Below are 22,439 nucleotides of genomic sequence, written 5' to 3'. Positions count from 1 at the left end.
ACCTCCCACGGAATCTTCCTCGCCATCAGCATGCCCCTTCAGCCAGGGGTGTTGCGATGGCTCCCTGAATCCGCCGCGCTGACAGTGTCGTTTCTCGCACACTCGTGCTCCGGCGGCACGCAACTACGGGTCAGGCGTGATCCGGTATCGCGGTGGTCGTGGCCGGTGCGAACAAGGCGAAGGGCTCGCGACGCGGCAGCACCATCCCGACCATGCCCCGCAGGATCGAGACCGTGAAGTTCGCGTAGTCGAAACGGTCGCGCCACACGGCGATCCGCCCGTTCCGGAGCTCGAAGGTTCCACACACCCAGAACTCGGTCCGGAACCGGCCAAGGCTGAGGGCATCAGTGCGTTCGGTCAGCACAGCATGCTTGTCACCGCCGATGTGTTGGAACTGCACATCGAAGCCCATTCGGGCCCGCTCCATGAGGCCGATCGCCCGGGCGAAGTTCTCCTTGCCCCGGACCTTCGGGAGTGACACGTTGTGCCACACGACATCGTCGGTCACGTAGTCCAATGCGTCGTCGATGCGTTCATCGCGAAGTGCCGCCAGAAACTCGACGACCACACCAATGCTTGCGTCATCCATGCCAGGCTCCTTGTCGATCGATCACGCTGTCGCGGCAGCTTCCCTGCGCCATCCTGGCAGGCGATCGACCATTCGCGCACCGGGAAGCCGATCAACCACACGCCCGAGCCGGTCGAACGCCCCATCGATCGGCGTCAGCGAGCTCAATCCGCTGAGCCCAGCGCGCACATCCAGCAAGGCCATCAGTGGCACCACGGTATCGAGATGCCCATTGAGCGAACCGACATGCGGAATCGCCCCGCCCATGTTCCCGTTGAGCTCCTCGAGCATGGGCAGTGCCTTCTCGAGGTTCGTCGCTAGGTCCCGGCCCATTGCCAGCAGATCATCGAGCTGGGGCAGGACCTTCCGCAGGACTTCTGCGAACACATGGATATCGTCGAGCAGCCGGACCGCGAGCGCCAACGGCGGAAATGCCGCGACAGGCGCCGGCAGAATAGTGACAGTCATGCAATCCCCCGGAAGGCGTTGTGCACCAGCACCCCCTCGCGGTGCTGGCAGTGCAGCCGAGGCTACCAGCGGGTATCAGTGCATCCCGGGGAGGAACACGCGCCCCGCGGCGTGTCGGACGCGATCGGAGTGCGTGTCCCGGCGGTTCGCCCCACCCGCTCCGTGACAGTGCGAAAAACGACAGGTTTCGGCACTAGAGCTGACGTTCTCCGCACACTGTTGGCAAGGGTTCGGTCACCCAGGGCCACCCCGAGGGCTCAGGCTTCGCAGTTGGTGCATTCACCGGTGCTGGGGAGCTCGATGAAGCAGTGGGGGCACACGGTTCCGAGGGGGCGATGGTCGTCGGCGCGGGGGTGTGGTGTCTCCCGTTGTGAATCGGTGCGGCTGATGCAGTTCTCGCACGCGGCAAGGGTGCGCATCTCGGTTTCTGTCGCTGGACGTGGTGTCCCTAGCGTGGTGCCGTCGCTATAGGTGAAGTGTCGGCAGTCGGGGTAGTGCCGCCTCCGCGGCTTGGCTCCGGTGGGCTTGCCTTGTGCGTCTACCGGGGGTAGTACGTGGTCGATATCTGGGTATTCAATGGTCATGGTTGTGCCTCGGTGGTGAATGCCTGCATGGTCTCGCGGAGGTCCACGATCTGGCGGAGTAGTCGGCTGGGCTCGGCGGCGAGGTCGAGGGCGTGGCAGTGTATCCGCACGCCGGATCGCCGCACGGTGTGCACTGTGGGCTCGGTGTTGCCTTTCGCGTAGATGAGGTGTCCGTCGCGCACATCGAGCACGGTGCAGTAGGCGAGCATCTGGTAGAGATCGGCGTCGGGGAATCCGGCGGGCTTCTCAGCCTTGTACTTGGAGTCGATGACGATGGTCGTGGCGTCGTCCCCGAACCAGACGAAGTCGGGTTTCATGGTGACGGCTCGGTCGTTGTCGAGTGTCATGCGGTGTTGCAGGTGGGAGGTGCCGCCGCTGGCTTTGAAGGTTTCGCGTAGCGCGATGGTGGTGAAGTCTTCGAAGATGCGCCACATGTCGAACATGAATCCGGTGACGGTGAGGTCTCCGATGCGGTGCTCGAAAGATTCGGCGCGGAGCACGATGTCGGCTAGGGCGAGTGCCGTGTGGTAGCGGGCGTTGAGCCGACTGGGCTGCCAGTGGGGGAGTTTCTGGCCGCGTACGGGTTCGGTGACGTCGGAGAGGGTGCGTTGCAGACGGATGAGTGTTCGGCGAGCAAGGTGCGAGATAGCTGGTATCCGCAGGAGCCGGGTGGTCGCGGCGAGGAGTATCCGGTTCTCGGCGATGTCGACGGTGAATTCGTCGTATTCGACGTGCAGGGGGAGTGGCGAGCCGAAGCGTTGGGTCATTTGCTCGCCCGCGAGGACGCGTCCGCGCAGGACGGGCAGGGTGTCGCGGATTGTCTTGTATCCCTGGAGGAGTCCTTGATCGAGGGCTTTGGTGGTGATCCGGGAGAATGACTCGGCGAGCGCTGGGAAGAGGTCGGTGTCAGCGTCGAGCGTGACGTGGTCGTCGCGCCAGATCCTGGGGTTCTGGGCGTAGCCGAGCAGGAATATCAAGCGATTGATGTCGGTGATTTTCGGCTGGACGATGACTTGCAGGTCGCCGATGGATATGGCCCCGACCTTGCTCGATGCGGCGATCACGTACCAGCCCGTTTCGAGTGTCGGGTGGATCTCGACGGCTCGGATCGTCGCGAGAGCCTCGTACTCGATGCGGGTCAGCTGGTGCTGCTGGGGAGGCCCTCCTTCAGTCAGCGTCAGAGTGCGCATTGTCGGTCTCGTCGCTGGTGGTGGCATGGCGGCGGATGGTGTCCAGCCCGTAGCGGGCGAGAACGTCGGTGCCGTCTCCGTAGTGGTGTTCCTCGAGCAGTGGGAGGATCGCTGTCCTCCAGACGCGCTCGAACCCGCCGGGCTGGTGGACGGCGCTGCGCATGAAGTAGGAGGGGCCGATCTTGAAGTCGGCGTCGTCGATGCGTGCGTTGAGCGCTTCGAGGAGGTTGGCCGCTTCGGACGGCAATCCTTGTGCGCCGAGCCACGAGCGGAGCACGCCATTGGTGGGGTGCTCGGTGGGGTGCAGCGGCAGGAACGCGAACCGTCTGCGCATCGCGGAGTCGACGAGCGCGATGGACCGGTCGGCGGTGTTCATGGTTCCGATGAGGAACACGTTGGTGGGGAGCGTGAATCCTTCCTTGTCCGTGCCGTAGAGCAGGTCGATTGCTTGGTCGCGGTATTCGAGGAGGAAGTAGAGCTCGCCGAAGATCTTGGCGAGGTTGCCGCGGTTGATCTCATCGATGATGAGGACGTACGGCTGGGTGGGGTCCTCGCGGGCCTGATCGACCAGTTTGCGGAGGGGGCCGGGCTTCAGCGAGAAGGCGATGCTGCCGTTCGTGCCTTCGCTGGGGCGGTAGCCCTCGAAGAAGTCTTCGTAGGAGTAGGCGGGATGGAACTGGACGATCTTTACGTTGTCACCGGCAAGGTGCTTGGCGAGCTCGCGGGCGATGTAGGTCTTGCCGGTGCCGGGTGGCCCGTAGAAGATCATCTGCGGCCGATCTCGCAGCAGTTCGATGCACTCTTGCAGCCAGGACTGCGAGACGTGCAGTGATGTCGCGAGCTCTGCTGTGGCGTCGGGCAGGCGAAGTTCCTCGCGTGGTGCTTCCGTCTCACCGGTGAGCGCTCTGAGCTGCTCGACGAACTGGGTGAAGTCGATGACGTCGCGCTGAGCGGAGAGCTTCGACTGCAGCTCGGCGTGAAGGTCGGCGTAGTCGACTCCTTCAGTGCCGAACCACGACACCGCGCGGCGTAGGTTCGAGCGATTGTCGTCGCTGTGCAGGGATTGCGCATCTCCCGTGATCTCACCGAGGAAGAGGTTTCCCTGGCTCACGGTGCACACGAAGTCTCCTGGATGCATGCGGGTGATGAAGGCGTGGAACTCCTCGGCCTTCTCGTCCTGCGCGGCGTAGGAGGTGTGGGCGTAGTCCTCGCGGACGATGGCGCGAATGTCGTCGAGTGTGAGCTCGGCATCGAGGTCGAGCGTGCGGAGCTTGCTCGCGGCGAGCGACACGAAGCCGTCAGTGAGCCAGGTGTGGACCATGTTGCGGCCCGCGACGCTCGACCCGCGGACCAGCCACGCGCGCTGTACATCCGTGGACCGCGTCGCCTCCTCAGCATTGGTCGCCGTCGGGCGCCATTTTTCCTGCCACGGGGGGAAGTAGAAGTCTGGGCGCTCGCCCGTTTCCTCCTCGATCGTCACGGTGATCTCGTGCAGGTCATCCCACACATCCCCGGGCGGATGCGCGAGATAGTCGGGCGCGAAAGCGGCGCGGATCTTCTTGCGGTGGGTCGTGCTGAGGATCGGCACGTAGTAGTCAGGATGAGCGAGGTACATGAGCGCGTGGCGCTGCGATGGTTCGCTCGGACCCGGTGACTCCTCGACGATCTCACGGAACACCTGGGGAACCTTCAACGCTTCGAGCTGACGCTCCCGGGGCAGCGACTGGAAATGAAGGGCGAAAAGGACGAGCAACTGCAACTGGAACGGTCGGCGCGTCTTGAATGGCAGGCTCCCGTTGCACGCCCCGTAGCGGAAGATGGCGCGGACATCATCCGGGATCGTGACGCCATCGCCGTGGGCAAGGATCTTCGACACATACGTTTCCTTGCCACTGGCCGTGTAGTCGGTCAGCGGCAGCACATTGAGGACAGCTAGCTCCGCGAACAGCTGCACCGCACGTGGGGGCGTGGTGTCGAGCTGGGTCTCCAGCTTCTCGTAGAACGACGCCTCCGTCTCATCTGGGCGGTCCACGAAATCCCGCTTCAGCACCTCGAGATTCTCCCGGGTCCACACCTCGACCCCGGGCGTGAGGATCGAGCCTTGGCCGAGAAGGCACTCCTCGAAAAGCCTGTGGGCGAAAGCAGCGATGTGCGGGGTTCCCTCGTTGTACATGGACGCGACACTACCGGCGGGCACCGACAGGTTGGGGCGAAGCGGGCAGGGCTAGGACTCACGCTATCCCGCATCTGTTTCGAATATTTCGAATACACTAGAGTGGTGCACAGGAAGGGAAGCGCATGACTCGGCTGGACATGAACCCCATCAACCTCCCGCCCGACCGGACCGAGGAGGCGAACGCCGCGCTCCAGGAGGTGCGTGCCTACCTGCAGCGCCACCGGGACCTGCGCGACATCAGAATCACCGTCGATGGAGATGACGCGGCACCGCTGACGCTCCCGCGCGAAGCCGTCGAACTGCTCGCCATGGTTCTCGCGCACCTCGGTGCCGGACGCAGCGTGTCAGTCGTCCCGCACAACGCTGAGCTGACCACGCAGCAAGCCGCCGACATGCTCAACGTGTCCCGCCCCTTCCTGATCGGGTTGCTCAAGGCAGGGGAGATCGAGTACCGCACCGTCGGAACCCACCGGCGCGTATCGGCCGCAGCCGTCATGGACTACAAGCGACAGGATGACCAGAAGCGACGCGAAGCAGCTGATGGCCTGACACGGCTCGGCCAAGAGCTTGGGCTAATCTGAGCATGGGTTTTGTGGCTGTCTATGACGCGAACGTGCTATACCCAAGCTCCTTGCGGGATGTACTGATCCGCGTGGCGCAGTCTGGACTCGTCCAGGCCAAATGGACTGACAGCATTCTTGACGAGGTCTTTCGCAATCTGAAAGCCAATCGTCCGGACCTTGATCCGATAGCTCTCGCGCGTACGCGCGAACTGATGGGACGTGCCGTGCTGGACTGGAAGGTGAAAGGGTACGAGCCGCTTGTTCCTGGGTTGACCTTGCCCGATCCAGACGATCGTCATGTACTAGCAGCGGCGATCAGAGCCAAAGCGCAAGTGATCGTTACCTACAATCTTCGAGATTTCCCTGAGGAAGCCCTCAGCCCGTGGGATATCGAGGCAGTGCACCCAGACTCGTTCTTGGAGGCGCAAATCCACCTCGATCAGTCGGCCGTGTACACGGCGGTACATAGGATCGCGGACAGTTGGCGCAACCCGCCGGGCACAGTCGCCGATGTACTCCAACGACTTGAGAACCTAGGTCTCGTCTCGACGGTCGCCGCACTGAGATCACTGTAGGACACCGAACCACGAGCATAACTCCCTGTCGATCACGCGCTCTCCGCCCCGGTCTTCATGCGACGATGGGGGCATGGTGCAACGCGAAGGGGGCCCGCTTGCCTAGGCTTGGTATCGATAAGGACTTCCTCCTCGACATCTCCAAGATGGATAGGCCGCTGGCCCGCAAGGTGTCGGATGTCTTCGGCAAGTTCGCTGAGGCGACGCATGCGGGTATTCATCTCGAGCGTATCCAGAACGTGCGCGATGATCGGTTGCGGTCGATCCGCATCGACAAGTTCTGGCGGGGCATTGTCCTCGCGCCGGAGTCGGGGGAGACCTACACCTTGTTGAAGGTGCTGGGGCATGACGAGGCGTATGCGTGGGCGCAGCGCAGGCAGGCGTCGGTGAACTCGACGACGGGCGTCATCGAGCTGTTTGATGCGATTGGCCTGGAGGAAGTGCTGCCGCGGATGGAGCGGCGCGCGGAGAAGGCCGCCGAGCGGATCTTCGATCATGTGAAGGATGGGGAGCTGCGCAAGCTCGGCATCGATGACGGGATCATTCCGTTCGCGCGGTCCTTGACGAATGCGATCCAGCTGGAGTCCGCGAAGTCGTTCCTGCCGGCGCAGCAGTGGCAGGTGCTGTATGGCCTGGCGGCGGGCTTGTCGCCGGAGGAAGTGTGGGCGGAGGTCTCTGCCACGCTCGTTGATGACACCGTGGACACCGATGACCTCGATGCGGCAGTAGCACGCAGTCGTGATCGGGTAGTGCTTGTCGACGGTCCGGATGAGTTGATGGCGGTTCTCGACAATCCGATCGATATCTGGCGCATCTATCTGCACCCATCGCAGCAGGTTCTGGTGGATGCAGACTTCAGTGGCCCTGCTCGCGCTACCGGTGGCCCGGGGACGGGCAAGACGGTCGTCGCGCTGCACCGGGCCTACCGGCTCGCGGAGAAGACCACGGGCAAAGTGCTGGTGACGACGTTCACGTCGACGCTCGCGGCTTCGCTCGACGCGGGGCTGATGCTGCTCGCGGATTCACCGGGCCGGGACCCGAAAGCACTCGGCCGTATCGATGCGATCCATGTGGACAAGCTCGCCAATCAGATCACCCGCGAGCAGCACGGCTATCTGACCATCCTCACCGATCAGCAGCAGGACGACCTGTGGCGCGAAGCGATCGACCGCCACCAGATCACATTCAACGAGACGTTCCTCAAGGAGGAATGGCGGCAGGTTGTCCTAGCCCAGGACATCACCAGCGAGATGGCCTACCTAAAAGCACCCCGAGCGGGACGGGGTGTTCCGCTGCAGCGCAGCCAACGGCTCGACATCTGGAAAGCCATCGACACGGTCGAGACGGCGTTGCGCGACCGGAAACTGTGGACGCATGAAACTGTGCGACGCGAAGCCGCCCGCATACTCGAAGCCCGGGACACTAAACCGTACGCGCATGTGGTGATCGACGAAGCTCAGGACCTTAGCCCTACCCAGTGGCGGTTCCTCCGCGCGGCAGTCGCCCCAGCCTCAAATGACATATTCATCGTTGGTGATACCCACCAGCGGATCTACAACCACCACGTCAGCTTCCGCAGCGTGGGCATCGGCATCGCTGGCCGATCACGACGACTCAAGATCAACTACCGCACCACGGCTGAAATCCTCGCATGGAGCCTCGGCATCATGCACGGCGAGGACATCGACGACATGGAAGGCGGACTCGACACGCTCACCGGATGCCGGTCCGAACTCCACGGTCTGCCACCCTCAACCCACGGCTTCGACACCCAGCAAGAAGAACTCGACCACCTCGTCGAAACCGTCCAAGGCTGGCTCAACGGCGACGTCACACCCAGCGAGATTGGCATCGCCACCCGCTCCAACCGATACGCCAGCACCATCACTAACGAACTCCGCACCAATGGCATCCCCGTCCGCGCCCTCGCCGACGCGCACGACGGTGGAGACGCAGTGGCAGTAGGCACCATGCACCGCATGAAAGGCCTCGAGTTCCGATGCGTCGCAGTAGCGGGCGTGGGGGAGGACCACATCCCCGCAAAGAACGCCGTCACACCGATCGAGGTCGATCCACATCTCCACCAGTTGGACCTGCAACGTGAGAGGTGTCTGCTGTTCGTGGCATGCACCCGCGCTCGGGAGGACCTGGTTGTTGCTTGGAGCGGTAAGCGCTGTCGACTCTTGAATCAGTTTCAATAGCACCCTGATTGCCGATCTGGCCTTCCGTCGTCGGCACATCCTATTGCTGTGCGTGAAAACAATTAGGTGGAAATCTCAGGAACTTTTCTCGTGGCGATTCGACTCGAACCGATTAAGCAAGAAGAAAACAAAATCGGACCCTTTTGCTACTTTGTCATCTGTATCGAATGAGGTCAAGCTAAACTCGGAAAATGCCTCTAGAAGAAAACGGAGCCAATAAACAAGAATGCCATCTTCTATAATCTTGTCCGCATTCGCCACTGAAACTAGTTCGCGAGGATTGTGAATCTTTCGACCAACAAGATCGCACGCGCAAAGCATCGAAAGGTGAAATCGGAAGTTCGTACGCTGCTGTGCGGTTACGCCAGCCCTCTCTGAAAGGAGATAAGCGTCAATTTGCTTCTGTGTTCTAGCCAGCCAAAGATACACCGACAGGGGGATGTCATTCGAGAAGACCTTGAGATAGTCTTCGTCACGCTTGAGGAGGCTGGAGGGTCGCGCACGAGAATCGTCAGGTCGGCAAAGTCCCATAGCCATAACTGCCTGCGCAAGTAGTTGAATAGATACGATCCGTTCGGGGCTGCGATTGTTGTTTCGATGAAATCCTTTCCTCCTGTCGTAGTACCATGAATTGAGAAAAAAGTAGTCCTCAATGCTCCTCTGTATGTCATCGGTAGCACGAAGTGATGCTGCTGGAACGGCAGTCTGACGATTCGTAGCCCTAATCACCCGGTCCCTAGTTTCTCGGTCGTCACCGGTGACTAGGATTCTAACTAGAACTGACCGGTCCAGTGCTGGGTGATCGGAATCGACCTCCGACAACTCCTTAAATATCGCATGAGAAGTTTGAAGACCATTAACGATTTGTACTGAATCGAGCGTGTATGTCTTACTTATGACGGAGGCTTTGGAGCAAACAACTGTGATTCCGTTGTTCAGCCACCAAAAATCTGGACCGCCCGGATCGCGAAGTGATGACTTAATCTCCTTGTTTACCTCCACGTCTCCTTGGTAGTCGCGTACATTCCAATCAAAAATATGCCGCTTCAGACTGTCATCATCGTTCCTTAGGAACTTGATGTAGTCCCGTAGTCGTACCAACGCAATATGGCTCCGCTCGCTCGTGGAACTCTCCAGGTAGGTCAGCTGTGAAGTGTAGGAAGGGATTGTTGAAACTCTTCGATACAGATCGGTAGCGTCAAGAAACTCGACTGACCCTTCTCCACCGGGTACGATGTTCGCAAGCCGATGCTCCAGGTTATTGGCCTTAATTGCAACTTTATTATTAATGTCAACTTTACGGCCCCTGGTTGCATAGACGAACCGGATCGCGACTTTCGGGTGCCGTATAGCTAGAGCTTGCAGTGCTTTACGAAAGTATCCAGTTCTCGTAACTACACTGGGTGAGTACAGCTCCAGCAGATCCGACTCCAACGAATCAATCTTGAGTAGCCTCGCAGCCGAGTCGGAAAGTTTCTCAATTGCTGATTCCGAAAAAGATGTCTCACGCTTCGCTTGTACTAGCCAAAGTTCGAGCTGTATCCCTCTGGGTGTATTTGTAGGCTGAAAATCAGCGCCGATCACGTCACTGTCGTCAGCTATAAGAGCATCGCCAGCGAAGACATAGATAGCATCGATGCCACCGTCATTTCCGCTACCGACTATCCCTTCCGCTATCTCATCGGGGGACAGGTCCTTACCGAGTAGCGCCTGTTCAGCCGCAAAAACCTCGAACGCTTCGTCGTCCCGTAGAGAAACTGGGCGTTCCGTCTGACGCTGTTTGAGAATTGCGTCTAGAAGCGTCAGCTCGTTACTTGCTGCTGGACCTGAATTCTTGCACATGCTGACTCCGAGGTTTTGAGTATGGATCTCATTGCGGATATCTGTATGGTCACTGCGTAGCGCCCCGACTATTCATGCCGAGGTCCCTGGCCTGGTTGAATGTCGAGTTCGGAAAAGTAGGACTTGCCATCGATTAGGGGATTGTCAATCGAAAGGCCGGCGGTAGTCATACGGTCGTAGCAATCGAGAATCATCTCTTTCATTCGATAACTTCCATACCGCGAGAGTTCTTTGTTCTTGAAGCCGCCAGAAGTTGTTTGAAAGGACTCCATGACGTAGTCGACCTCGTCCCGGCTCAGGCCATACAGGACGAATAGGTAGGCATCGATCTCTGCCCGCAGGACACTTCGACGATTATCATCCCAGAAATATGGGGACCCGTCGGCGCCAAGATCGTTCGCGAACCCGCTCAGGTCTGTTGTAGTAAAGGTCAGCTCAAGCTGCCGCGTTGTCAGAAAGCGAGTATGGGGAGCTAATTGTGCGGGGCTTAGCACTGGAAGTTGCTTCATGGTCATCACCGTGAGATGCATCCCGCCCTGCTTCTGGCGGCAAACAAAGTCGAAGACGAAAGAACTTAGCACTGGAGCCAAATTTGCGATCGCGAGTCCCCCGGCGAAAAGTAGCGGATTTGTGTTGGATATACCCGAGGTTGGCATTATTCCACAAATTGCAGTGCGCTCGTCAGTTGCGCGGCATACGTCCCGCCATCCGAGTAGCCAGTCGTGCCTCCAGTCCAGGTCGGCTAACCGGCTTGCGACGCCCTGATAGTATGTTGGTCGTCCACGCCGGTCGAAACTAGCTGTTGGAACATCGAATTCGGGAACCCAGTATCGAGGCATCGCAGGCATAGTTGGGTTGTTTTTCTCCTCCGACGCAAGCGATCGAATATCGTCGCCACTTATACCCATAAAAGTACCCCAGCGATGATCGAAGTGATGCATCATCTTTCCTTCGCGCAAAGGCAGCATCCTCTTGCCATCTAGCTCAAAAATGCTTCCGCGGAGCGTCCAGCCTTCTTCATTTAGTTGATCGCAAGTCCGGAAGAGGTGCCAGTCATCGGTCATGTTGAAGAGTCCTTGCTTGAAGGTGATACCCCAAGGGTTGCCGTTCGGGTCGCCTTCCTTCAATAGCACGGGAACTCGCTTGTAGATGCTGAGGGTGATTTCTGCATCGCGCCGGGTACGGAAGATCGGGCACGTTCCAGTGTTGGGGTTGAGATCGGAGACTTCTTTCGGAGTTAGTTCGAAAATGCGATCCCCATGTAGTTGCTTGGTATTTCGCAGTCCGAAAGCGAGAAGTATGCGTGGCTCGTGGAGACTGTGGCCAACTATTGCGAATAGTGAGAATCTGTAGCTTCGATGGATCGGAAACAATTCATCGACGTTCTCGAAGTCGAAAATAAGAGAGATAGACGCTCGTCGCACTAGGCCTGAAAAGAGGTGTTGAGCACCTGCGCCGTTTGCAATCGTCGTAGGTAATATTGCTCCAGATCGGCCGTGGGAACTAGTAAGTGTTGCCATCTGTTCAGCGAACAGATGGTCGATCTGAACTGAGTTGACTCCTTTTACTGGGGTTGCGATCTGGGGGAATGTGCCAGACTTTTTCACAAAGTGGAACATTCCTTTGACGTGGCGCCTGTCGGCGAGATATTTCTGGCCAGCAGCTGGGTTATCGGCAATCCACTGAGCTACAGCGGTGCGGCGTGCAGTTCCAGCTATTGCAGCGATTTGTGGGTGCACCGAAGCGAAGTACTCGGTGTCGTCAAAGTCAATCTTATCCCATGGAGGATTGGCGCAGATTGAATTGAAGCCGCCGCTCCAGCCAGTCGTTCTATTCAGATCGCAAATATTTTCTGCTGAGATGGGGAAAATGTGCGGGTACTCGAGATGCCAGTGAAAGAAGCGGTACTGAGTCGCAAGCCGTTTAACCTCGTTTCGCTGTTCTGGTGTCAGAATGTCGACGTTTGAAAGTAGCTTGGTGAAGGTGCCGTGCGTAATCGCGTCCGGTGCGTCGTGGGTCTTTAGCCACACGAAGGAGGCGCACCAAGCATCGGCAATGAGCTTCTGGTGTTGGTACTCGGCTGACTGGGTGTAGTCGCGGAGGCGTTTCTGCTGGACGTGGATATCCTCGAGTCGCTGGCTGCGCTCAGCGATTACCTCCCGCATGTACTGGCCGAGTCGAGAGTTGCTGGTCGCAAGTGTTTTTGTGTCGAAGAGCCCTAGCTGTCCACTTCGCTCCGCCTGGTTTCGGTTCGCTAGGGCTGTGGCGACCTTCTTCTCGTCACCTTCGATAGGCTTGAACGCGTCGTTGGGGATGCCGTCGTCGAGCAGCCGTGGCGTCGCCCCGATGAGGGCGTTGCCCACCTTGATCTGGGCGTCGAGGAACGCGAGGGGCTTGCCGGGCTCGAGGGCTTCGAGCCACAGCGATACCTTCGCGAGCTCGGCGGCCAGGGGGTTGACGTCCACGCCGTAGATGCAGCGCGCCACCACGTCTCGCAGGGCGTCGCGGATCTGCTCGGGTGGTGGTTCGGGGTCGCCGGTGCGGTGCGCGGCGACGCGCTTGGCGATGCGTCGCGCGGCGGCGACGAGGAAGTGCCCTGATCCACAGGCGGGGTCGCACACGGTGATAGCGAGGTAGGCCTTCTCGGGGTCAGTGGCCTTGGCGGCCTCGGCGAGGAGTGGGTTGAGCGTGGAATCGAGGAGGCATTCGACCAGGGAGATGGGCGTGTAGTAGGAGCCGGTGCCTTTGCGCTCGTTCCCGGCGGCCGAGGCGAGGGTGTAGTGCTTGGTCGCGGGGTCCCACGAAGGGTGGTACTCGAGGAGGGATTCGTAGATGCTGCCAAGTTCCTCGGCGCCGAGGTTGCGGTAGTCCACCGGCCACTTCTTGCCGCTCTTCTTGTCGGTGACGAGGGCGAGGGAGCGGATGGCAGCGAGCAGGTCGCTGTTCTGCAGCTTGTGGTCGAGCAGGAAGTCCAGTGGCCCGTTCTCGAAGAGACCGCCGAGCGCGGGCAGCCCGAGCTCCGCCATGCCCTCGGGCTGGGAGAGCCCCTGCCAGACAAGCTTCTGTGCTTCCCAACGGTCAGAGTGGCGGTCACCGAGGCGTCGTCGTGCCACGGTGCGCAGCCGTGCGGTGGAGAAGTAGCGAGCGTAGCGCTTGCGCACCTCGGGGCGGGTGCCGGGGGCGAGCAGGGCACCGCGATCCTCGGCGACGAACGTGAACAGGAGCCGGTAGGCGAGGCGCAGCAGCCCGTGGTGCACATCGTCATCGGTGAGCGTGCCGGTGGCGAGCTGCTCGCGCAGTGACTCGTTGGCGGGATGGTTGAGGAAGCCGTTGCCGAGGATCTCGAGCGATTCCTTCACGCCCTCGCTCAGCTGCCGCAGCGCACGGGTGCCGGAGTCGGCGGCGGTCTCGCGCCACTTCTCTAGCCAGCAGGAGGACTGCCCGATCTCCGCGTCCCGGGGCTCGAGACGGGACTGGTGGCACAGCGTGTACAGCAGCAGGAAGTCGGAGAACAGTTCCCCGCCGAAGATGGCATCGAGGTCGAACTCGATGTACGCCGAGCCCACCAGCGAGGTGGAGTCGCGCAGCAACCTCACCGTGTGCCCGTTGGCGAGGATCGCCCACAGGTGCTTGTCGGTGCGATTGAGGTATTCCTGGACCATCGATTGCGGTGATGACTTCGCCGCGCCCGCCACGCCAGCGCGGCGCTTGTCGAGGTCGATGCCGGCGCCGAGCAGATGGATGGGAACGGCGTCGTTCCACAGGTGCGAGATGGGGAAGCGATGCTCGGTGTCATCATCGGGCCGCAATCCGCCCGCCGCCGTGGTGGGGACCCGACCGTAGCCGAGCTGGTCGAGCAGCGGCAGCAGGAACTTCTCCCGCGTCAACCTGGTCGCGGGATCATCCTCCGGGAGCTTCTCCAGCCCATCCTGGAAGGTGCGCCACGCGCCCCGCAGGTAAGCCCACACGCGGTTGGCGGCGTCGCGCACAGTCTCCCCGCCCGCTAGGTGATAGTCGGCTGGGCTCATGCCGTCCATGTCACGGGCCACGCCGAGGCGGGCAAGCACATCCGCGGGGAGCAGTCCACCCACGATGCGCACGCCGACGAAGGTGGTGTCACCGATTGCTGCGTTGTTGCTCATAGCTTCTTTCCTCACACCACGGGGACGAACACGAACACGCCAACGACGTCGACCGCGGGCTCCACGGTCACCCGCAGGCCACGGATGCCCTCATTGCCGATGCGCCGCGCGGAACGGCTGGCCTCCCGGACGCGCCGGTGCGAATCGTAGACACGGTCGGCGAGAGCGACGCCGTGCTCCCGGAGCTTTTCCATGACGGGGCTGTCGGTGTTGCTGATGCCGGCGACCGCGCGCGCGGCGAAGTCCCGCGCCTGCGACTCCGTCAGGTTCCCGCCCGGCTGGGCCCCGAGCAGCTGCCGGGTAGTGGCCTCGTCGAGCCATTGCGCGTTCGTTGGCGATCCAGTGAAGGCGAGCGTGGCGGCATCCTCGGCGACCAGCTTGCGCATCCCGGCCCGCGAGGGCAGGTCCAGATGGAACCGGTAGCGCGTCACCAGCAGCGTGGTGCGCGTGGCTACCGCATCGGTGCGGATGACCGCGCAGCGCCGCGCGGGCCGCTCCCGCTCATCCACGGTCGGGTCGAGCGCTGATTGCAGCACGTAGTCCGCGATCGCCTCCACGGAATCGTCGGTGCGCAGCAGCACTGCGCCCCCGGGCTCGGCGGGCAGATCGTGGCTGAACGGCAAGGGCTCCCGCTTGCCGCGGGGCAGGGCGCTGCGCAACCCGATCGGCAATGCTGCCGTCGTGGCGGTGAATCCTCGCTGCCCATTAACCAGGGTGGCGCCGAGCGAGGCGAGGCTGTTCCGCACGAACGCGCTCACCTCGTCGTGCGTGCCGAGACCAGCACGGATCTCATCGAGCTCCCGCTTGACCTCCTCGGGCTTGATGCTGCGCTGCGCGTACTTCGTCATCGACAGCTTCTCCCGCTCCGCGGCGCTCTCCCACTCGGCATACAGCGAGTCCTTGCGGGAACTGACCTCCACATCGAGGGTGAGCTGCTCGGCATCGTGGCCGCGCAGCAGCAGCCCCTCCATCAGAGCCTCGACCACAGCGTCGCTGTTATCGGGCACGGGCACCGAGACGCCCGTCGCCTTGCGGATCAGCTCATGCTTGCGCAGCAGCACCTCCAGCACGATCCCGTCGATGTGATTGTCCCGCCCGTACAGCGTGACGGCGCGCACCTTCCTGCTGCGCTGCCCGAACCGGTCCACCCGGCCTTCCCGCTGCTCATGGCGGGTCGGGTTCCACGCGAGGTCATAGTGGATGACTGCTTGGAAATGCTCCTGCAGGTTCACGCCCTCCGCGAGGCAGTCCGTCGCCACGAGCACATGGCGCCCGTCGGTGGCGGTGAGGTTCTCGATGCGATTGATGCGCTCATCGGGTGGCAGCTCTCCGGTGATGGCCTCCACGATGTGCCCCCGGCCCAGCTTGGAGCGAAGCTGCTCGGCCACGTACTCGGCGGTGCCGATGAAGCGGCAGAACACGATCGGCTCGTACCCGTCGCCAAGAAGTTCCTTGACCACCTTCACCAGCTCGGTGATCTTCTTGTCCTTGGCGCCCTCGAGCGCCTTGGCCTCGGCGTGGAAGGCGCGGAGCTTCCGCGCGGCGGGGGAGCGGCCGGTCTCATCGCTGGCCGCGCCGGGCGTGGAGTCCGCCGATTCGAGGGATTCATCGTCAGCATGATCGAGCACCGCGGAGCGGCCCATCAGATCAGCTTCCTCCGGCGTGACGGCGGCAGCGGAATCCGCGCGGGTGTTCAGCGTCTGCGCGGCCGCTCGCGGCGACGATGCCAGTGCACGCAGCAGGGCCAGCGCCGACCACCAGTTCACGCGCTTGGCCAGGGTGCCATCGCCCGAGCGCACCGTCTCGCGGGCGTAATCGAGGACCTTCTCGAACAGTGCCCGGTACTCCTTGCTGAGCGTGTAGCCCACCTCGCGGGTCTCCCGGTCCTTCGGGAACGGGGTCTCCTGGTCGAGGAAGTGCCGGATATCGCTGCGCCGCCGCTGCACGAAATAGCCGGCGAGCTGCTCGCGGCCCTGCGGATTATCCAGGTCGATGCTCGCTAGATCCTTGTGGAGCAGGCCGATGAGGTTGCGGAACGCCTCATCCTGCCCGCTATGCGGAGTGGCGGAGACGAGGATCATGTGCCGTTCCGGGTCGTTGGCGAGGTCGCGGACGAGCTCGAACCGCTGCGTCCGGCCCGAGGTTCGCTGGCCCGAAGCCGTCACGCATGTGTGGACCTCATCGACGATGACAAGGTCCGGGCAGGTGCGCAGGAACTCGTTGCGCCGGTTCCGCGACTTGATGAAATCCGTGGACACCACCGTCACTGGGTAGCGCTCGAACACCGACTCGGTGCCGATGAGGCTGCGCTCGAGCCGCCGCACCGTCGACGGCAGCACCAGCTCCGCCTCGAGCCCGAACTTCTCCCGCAGCTCGCCCTGCCATTGCTCCGCGAGAGCCGGGCTGCACAGCACCACCAGCCCGCGCGCCTGCCCGATCTCCAGCAGCTCCGTGGCGATCAACCCGGCCTCGATGGTCTTGCCGATGCCCACATCGTCAGCGATCAGCAGCCGCGCCACATCCTGGCGCAGCGCCATCATCAACGGCACCAGCTGGTAGGCGCGCGGCTCCACGTTGATCGACGCGAGGCTGCGGAACGGCCCGGCCGTGGAGCGGAAACCGATCCGCAGGGCATCGCGGAGCAGCTGCGCGCTGAAATGATCGCCGAGATCGTCCGCGGATGGCGCGGGGAAGGTCGCTGGCTGCACGCCCTCGGTCACGAATACACCGGCGATATCGTCATCGTTGCCGCCGAGCGGGCGCAGCACCAGGAAGTCCGTGCCTGATCCGGGCAGCACCACCCAGTCGCGGCCGCGCGCGCGCACCAGCGAGCCCGGAGCGAAGTCCGTGGCCGCAGTAGTGGTGGAAGTCATCGCGTCATGCACCCTTTCCCTTGCCGAACACATCCGTATAGTCGCGCAGCTTGGCGTCCCAGTCCTCGTCATGCCGGAACCGGATGATCATCCATCCCGCGTCGAGCAGGCGATCCTCCGCCTCCGCATCACGCGCGGCCGTTGACTTGTTGTCGTGCACGGGCCCATCGATGAAGATCGCGATGGCCTCCCCGTTGCTGCGGAACATGTAGTCAGGGGTCACCATCAGCTCCGGGATCGGCCGTCCACGAGCAGGCAATCGCAAGCGGCGCTCCTCGAGGAGCTCCACGAACCTCTCCTCGAGCGAGGATTCCGATTGCCGGCGCAGGTCCTTCACGTGCTCGCCGCGGTCCACGCCCGCGGGCCCCTGCGGCTCTGTCTCCGAACCAGCCAGGGCGAGCAGCAGGTCCTTGATCTCATGCCGGTCGATCTGGTTGTGCCATAGCTGGTTGCCGTACGAGAGCAGGCAGTCATAGCAGCCGGCCTGGCAATCCTCCGCCGCGCCCTCCGCGCGCCCGAGATCCTTGCCCGTTTCCGGGTCGAAGTGAGCGATCGCGAGGGCACGCCGAGCCACCTTCGCCATCGCATCGCGCTCGGCCTGGAGCCGCCGCAGCACGCCCGCGCCGCCCTCCGACGATTCAGTGAAGAGCATCCGTGCCCGCTCATCCGGATCAGGCAAGCGCTCGCTGGTGAGCTCCGCATCCTCGAGCTGGAACTCTGCCTCGATGCCACGCTCGAGCGCGTACTGCAACGACACGGCCTCCGTCGGCGAGACGGGCCTGGCCAGACGCAGCACAAGAACGTTGCGCGTGTCATCCACGAACGGGATCACCTTGCGCTTCTGCTGCGACTGACCCGCATCGTCGAGCTCCCCGTCCTCCGGGTCCATCTCGTCGGCCTGCTTCTCCGACAGCCAATTGCCCTTCACCAGATCGAGCCAGTACCCCATATCGCTGAGGTTCTTCCGGCGCCTGCGCCCCTTGTTCGTCACCCGGACCGTGGCGGTATCGCCGTAGGAGAGCTCCGCCAGAGCATTTTCCCCGTCTAGGACACGAGCATCATCCTTGCTCTGCTGCCCGCCGTGCTCCGCGAACCTAAACGACGTGGTCAGCTCGAACCCCGCCCGCAAGCGTTCCTCCTCATCGGAGGAAATACGTTCCCGCCGGCGAGTGAAGACCGTACCCATCCGCATGAGTCCCGTTGTGGAGATCGGAAGGGGCGCCTCGCAATGCTCGCACCGCTCAAGCCCGGGGCGCGGGTCATGGTGGTACCCGCACCGCGCGCACGTCCGTGCCTCGGCCGTGGCGAGCCCCCCGTTGCCGCTATCGGAGGTGGGAAGCTGCACGCGCCGGACCTGGTAACGGGCGCCCTCGTGATAGATCAGGGCGCCAGGACCGAACTCGCTGATCGCGAGAAAGCGCGGGCGCTGGATGTAGTCGCCCTCCTTCCAATGTGGTCGCGTTCCCGGGATGTAGGCAGCAAGCGGCAGACGAGGGAAGCTATAGCCAGGAAGGAACCCTTCCGAGGCGAAATACCGGTAGGTGTAGAAATCAGAGAACTGATTGCCCTGCCCCTCGTTCTTGAGGAGCTGCAGCTGGTTCTCCGCCTCATTGCGGCGCGCCCTTGCCTGGTCTAGCTGCTGCGCCGACGTCGAGTGATTCAGGACGATCGCGTTGTGCCGCTTCTGGTCCTCGTCCGCCGACCGGTACAGGCCGCGCCATCGCTCGCACGCATCGTTGAAGTCCATGTACGCCGCCCGGATGGTCGCTTCGACCCAATCGCTCGTCCACCACGGCGAGGCCTCGAGGGCGTCGCGGATCGGTTCGAGGATCGCTTTCGCGCGTTCCGTTGCCCGCTCCACCGCGGTGCTGCTTGCGAGGTACTGCCGGATCTCCTCGCGCACCGGCATCGTCGGATCGTCCATGTCCAGGATCTCCGGCATTCTCGACCGCAGGCTCTGTCCCGTCTCCGCGAGCCAGATCGCGCGCAAGTGCGACCGCATCAACGATTCGTTGGCGATATCCAGCCGCGGTGCTGCCACGGAACCGGCGACCATCTCATGCGAGCGCCGGAAGTAGTACTGATCATGTGAGTTGCCTGTCGCGCAATACGTCACCACCAGGGCAGGCTGGCCGGAGCGGCCCGCGCGACCTGAGCGTTGCGCATAGTTCGCCGGGGTGGGCGGCACGTTCCGCATCCCCACCGCATTGAGGCCAGCGATGTCAACGCCGAGCTCCATCGTGGGGGAGCAGAACAACAGCGGCAGCTCCGCCGTGCGGAACGCTTCCTCCCGTGCCTGGCGCTTGAGGCCTTCGACCTGTGCCGTGTGCTCCGCGGCATGAAGCCCGCGCAGTTCCCGTGCCATGCTCTTGTACAGGTCGCGGAAGAACGGATTCACGCGGGAACCCTGATCGGGATCGACCTTCTTCCGGGTCGGATCAACAATGCCGCTCTTGCCGTCACCGGCTTTCCAGATCAGCGCCGAGGCCTTCAAGCGATACCCCAGCCCATCGCTGATATGGGCGAGCGCGTTCGTGAGCAGGCCTGCCCTATCGAGCAATTTCAGGATGCTGACCATCACGACAGTGAGGTCGTCATCCTTGAGCTTGTTCCCATCCGGATTGCGCAACTCGTCCCGGAGAAGCTTGCCGATCGCCGAGCGCGGAGTGAGCTTCGGAGCGAGCATCTTCGTCTTGGGATGCTTCGAGTCCGTGATGCCGATCTTCAGGTCCGCGAGCTCGCGGTCCGCGTCCGAGATCGCCCACACGCCCGTCAGGTTCTGATCGGCCTGGCGCTGGATACGGTCGAATCCGTTCTCGAACAAGCACTCCACATCGATCGCGAGATCGCGCCGCAGCTGATCCAGGATCGCCTTGCACACGTCATACCGCTTCGTCGGATGCACATCGCGGATCGCTGGCGGCGTCCCAGCCCACAGCTCGTCGCTCTCCGCGATCTCATCCAGTGATTCGTACTCGATGCGCAGCAGGCCCGTCTGCTCGAGATTGGGCATGGTGATGCGCCAGCCCCGCTGCAAGTCCGTGTAAAGCCGATACTCGATGACATTGCGCAGCGCCTTCTCGGTGCTCTTGCGCGCACCGAACAGCGCCTCGGGATTCTGCGCGTAGTCAGCGAAATCCAAGCCGAGACTATCGAAGACCCTCTGCGTCACCTCATCGTGCGTCAGCCCGTCCGGAGCCGCGGCCACGGCGCTGTAGAGAGCACCACGAAGCTGCGTCACCTGGACGAAGTCATTGAAATGACCCGCCTGCAAGCTGGCATCCTGCCGGTTGTCCACGAAAGTGAGAAGCTTTCTGGCCTCATCCGGAAGCTGGTCCTTGGGCACTGCCTTGAGGGAGCGCACGATCGACGCACCGAGCACCGTCATCGCCGACGACCGACCCTCGGCATCGAGCTTGCCCAGCCTCGCGAAATCCTTCGCGCTCGCGCGCTCATACGCCACGCCGCAGCGCAGGCAGAACCGGAAGGGGGCCGGGATGTACGCGGCCTCGAGCCCTCCCGACTGGATCTCCTCGCCATCCGTCCCCACGCGCACACGGCGAGGCTTGTGCTTCGCCATGGACGGCTTCACCCGGCCCTGCTCCGTCCATGATTCCGGAAAGCGATTCTCGGTCTCCGGGTCGATCGGCCACGGATGATCCGACGACACATACAAGTAGCCGCTCGACTCGATGCCGATGCTCGGGTCTCGATCCCGTCGCGCGCGAAAGATCGTTGCGTCATCGCTGGCGCTGGTCCGCACCACCGCGATGTATTCCTGGCCGCACTCCCGGCAGAACGACAGCGGCATCAGCACATGATTGTCACTACCCGGGACACGCACCTGGTAGGTCGTCGTGATGTATCGGGAAGCCTCTGGCTCCAGCGAGACATACACGCTGTCACCCTTCGAGATGAACTGGTGCAGCCGGAACGCGAACAGGGAGCGGCCAGTCCTCGGGTTGGTCACATTCGCGCCCGTGAGCAGCGTTCGCCGGATCGCCTCGATAGCGTCGTCAATGGGCGTGCTGGCTGCCCGGGCAAGGTCCTCGCCCGCATCCTTCACCGTCCGTGGCTTCTGCCGGATCAGTTGCTGCGTCTCGGGATCAGTGGTCAGGCCGAACGTTGATTCGATCCACGAAGCGAGCCCCGAGCCGGAAAAGCCCTCGTAGTCTCCGGGCACGCCTGTTGCGATCTCAGCGCGGAGCTGCTCGCCGTCCTCCGGGTCACCCGTCGTCGCCTTCGATAGGGTCTCGCTGATCACCCGTTCCGGCGTCACCTCGTCACCGAAGATCAGCGTCGCCACCTCCGCGACCACCCGCTTCTGCTCAGCGATGCTCCCGCCCGACGCCATCGTCGCCGACGTCCCCACGCACTGCAGAGCCTCCGACTGGCAAGCGTTGCGCAGCCGCCGCACCAGCATCGCCACATCCGCGCCCTGGCGGCCACGGTAGGTATGAAGCTCATCAAGCACTAGGAATCGCAAATTCGGCGCCGCGTTAATCAGTCGTTTCCGCTCATCCGGGCGCGTGAGCACGAGCTCGAGCATCACATAGTTGGTCAGCAGGATATCCGGAGGATCAGCGAGAATCGCAGCACGCTCTTCCTCCCGCTCCTGGCCCGTGTACCGGGCAAAGCGCACTGGCTCCTGGCCCTCGCCATAGCCGAACGTGAGAAACTTGCGAAGCTCCTCCACCTGGCTATTCGCCAAAGCATTCATCGGATAGACAATGATCGCCTTCACGCCCTTCGGGCGGTCCGCGGGCATGCGGCCCATCTGCAGCACACGATCAACGATCGGCACGATATAGGCGAGCGACTTGCCCGAGCCCGTGCCGGTGGTCAGCACATACGACTTGCCGGACTTGGCCACCTCCACCGCATCGCGCTGATGCTTATGGAGAGTGATCGAGGAATCGCCCCGATCGCTCACATGCTTCTTCACCCGGAAAATGTGAGCGCACTCCGGATGCAGGATCTTGCCGCCCGTCAACTCATCGACCGACCCGCCCGAGGCGAACATCGGGTTCAACGACAGCCACGGCTCGGGCCACTGGCGGCCCTCCTGCATCGTCGTCTCGACGTAGTCCTTGATCCGGCTATCACGAATCTCGACGGCGCCGGTCGTGAACGACTTGTAGTCCGCGATCAGCTGCCTGTGAACCTCGAAGACATCCATGCCACAACGCCTCTCGCCGCACAACCCGAAAACTCAACCCTAGTACACACGTAAACCACGGGGTGCGCTTCGCCTTCG

General features: G+C 62.3%; 11 protein-coding genes. 3 read left to right on the top strand and 8 right to left on the bottom strand.

Features of this window, described 5'->3' with window-relative positions; all coding sequences use genetic code 11:
* Positions 1-130 precede the first annotated feature (130 nt).
* The 4 genes from QC765_RS12600 to QC765_RS12585 all read right to left on the bottom strand — a co-directional run bounded on the left by QC765_RS12600 (position 131) and on the right by QC765_RS12585 (position 4,983).
* On the bottom strand, positions 131-589 hold the full coding sequence (locus tag QC765_RS12600) for a limonene-1,2-epoxide hydrolase family protein (protein WP_278314790.1): 459 nt from the start codon (positions 587-589) through the stop codon (positions 131-133).
* Positions 590-610: 21 nt separating this feature from the next.
* On the bottom strand, positions 611-1,036 hold the full coding sequence (locus QC765_RS12595) for a hypothetical protein (protein WP_278314789.1): 426 nt from the start codon (positions 1,034-1,036) through the stop codon (positions 611-613).
* Between the two features lie 580 nt (positions 1,037-1,616).
* A complete protein-coding gene (locus tag QC765_RS12590) occupies positions 1,617-2,810 on the bottom strand; it encodes an McrC family protein (RefSeq protein WP_278314788.1) in 1,194 nt (397 codons plus the stop codon).
* Positions 2,788-4,983 (bottom strand): McrB family protein, encoded by a 2,196-nt coding sequence (locus QC765_RS12585; protein ID WP_278314787.1) that lies wholly within the window; start codon positions 4,981-4,983, stop codon positions 2,788-2,790. The genes QC765_RS12590 and QC765_RS12585 overlap by 23 nt, the downstream gene beginning before the upstream one ends.
* Before the next feature lie 125 nt (positions 4,984-5,108).
* On the opposite strand from QC765_RS12585, the gene QC765_RS12580 reads away from it, so the two are divergent.
* From QC765_RS12580 to QC765_RS12570, 3 genes are all read left to right on the top strand, one after another.
* The gene (locus tag QC765_RS12580; RefSeq protein ID WP_278314786.1) at positions 5,109-5,567 is read left to right on the top strand and encodes a helix-turn-helix domain-containing protein; all 459 of its coding nucleotides are present in this window, start codon (positions 5,109-5,111) and stop codon (positions 5,565-5,567) included.
* A gap of 2 nt (positions 5,568-5,569) precedes the next feature.
* On the top strand, positions 5,570-6,124 hold the full coding sequence (locus tag QC765_RS12575) for a PIN domain-containing protein (RefSeq protein ID WP_278314785.1): 555 nt from the start codon (positions 5,570-5,572) through the stop codon (positions 6,122-6,124).
* 98 nt (positions 6,125-6,222) lie between these two features.
* Positions 6,223-8,325, top strand: coding sequence for a 3'-5' exonuclease (locus tag QC765_RS12570; RefSeq protein WP_278314784.1), 2,103 nt, complete (start codon positions 6,223-6,225; stop codon positions 8,323-8,325).
* A gap of 75 nt (positions 8,326-8,400) precedes the next feature.
* Here the strand turns inward: QC765_RS12570 and QC765_RS12565 are convergent, their stop codons facing one another.
* The 4 genes from QC765_RS12565 to QC765_RS12550 form a co-directional block, all read right to left on the bottom strand.
* Positions 8,401-10,167 (bottom strand): AIPR family protein, encoded by a 1,767-nt coding sequence (locus QC765_RS12565; protein WP_278314783.1) that lies wholly within the window; start codon positions 10,165-10,167, stop codon positions 8,401-8,403.
* Positions 10,168-10,235: 68 nt separating this feature from the next.
* A complete protein-coding gene (locus QC765_RS12560) occupies positions 10,236-14,309 on the bottom strand; it encodes an Eco57I restriction-modification methylase domain-containing protein (RefSeq protein ID WP_278314782.1) in 4,074 nt (1,357 codons plus the stop codon).
* A gap of 11 nt (positions 14,310-14,320) precedes the next feature.
* Positions 14,321-17,182 (bottom strand): DUF8741 domain-containing protein, encoded by a 2,862-nt coding sequence (locus tag QC765_RS12555; RefSeq protein ID WP_278314781.1) that lies wholly within the window; start codon positions 17,180-17,182, stop codon positions 14,321-14,323.
* Between the two features lie 4 nt (positions 17,183-17,186).
* Positions 17,187-22,361, bottom strand: coding sequence for a DEAD/DEAH box helicase (locus QC765_RS12550; RefSeq protein ID WP_278314780.1), 5,175 nt, complete (start codon positions 22,359-22,361; stop codon positions 17,187-17,189).
* Between the last annotated feature and the right edge of the window lie 78 nt (positions 22,362-22,439).

Origin of the sequence: Hoyosella levis (assembly GCF_026008515.1) — a bacterium.
GTDB classification, from domain to species: Bacteria; Actinomycetota; Actinomycetes; order Mycobacteriales; family Mycobacteriaceae; genus Lolliginicoccus; species Lolliginicoccus levis.
Note: the sequence above shows the minus strand (reverse complement) of the source record. Positions and strands in the feature narration are given on the sequence as shown.

Excerpts from the sequence above, each read along its gene's own strand:
- QC765_RS12600 (WP_278314790.1), bottom strand. The coding sequence starts at position 589 with ATGGATGACGCAAGCATTGGTGTGGTCGTCGAGTTTCTGGCGGCACTT.
- QC765_RS12595 (WP_278314789.1), bottom strand. The coding sequence starts at position 1,036 with ATGACTGTCACTATTCTGCCGGCGCCTGTCGCGGCATTTCCGCCGTTG.
- QC765_RS12590 (WP_278314788.1), bottom strand. The coding sequence starts at position 2,810 with ATGCGCACTCTGACGCTGACTGAAGGAGGGCCTCCCCAGCAGCACCAG.
- QC765_RS12585 (WP_278314787.1), bottom strand. The coding sequence starts at position 4,983 with ATGTACAACGAGGGAACCCCGCACATCGCTGCTTTCGCCCACAGGCTT.
- QC765_RS12580 (WP_278314786.1), top strand. The coding sequence starts at position 5,109 with ATGACTCGGCTGGACATGAACCCCATCAACCTCCCGCCCGACCGGACC.
- QC765_RS12575 (WP_278314785.1), top strand. The coding sequence starts at position 5,570 with ATGGGTTTTGTGGCTGTCTATGACGCGAACGTGCTATACCCAAGCTCC.
- QC765_RS12565 (WP_278314783.1), bottom strand. The coding sequence starts at position 10,167 with ATGTGCAAGAATTCAGGTCCAGCAGCAAGTAACGAGCTGACGCTTCTA.
- QC765_RS12560 (WP_278314782.1), bottom strand. The coding sequence starts at position 14,309 with ATGAGCAACAACGCAGCAATCGGTGACACCACCTTCGTCGGCGTGCGC.
- QC765_RS12555 (WP_278314781.1), bottom strand. The coding sequence starts at position 17,182 with ATGACTTCCACCACTACTGCGGCCACGGACTTCGCTCCGGGCTCGCTG.
- QC765_RS12550 (WP_278314780.1), bottom strand. The coding sequence starts at position 22,361 with ATGGATGTCTTCGAGGTTCACAGGCAGCTGATCGCGGACTACAAGTCG.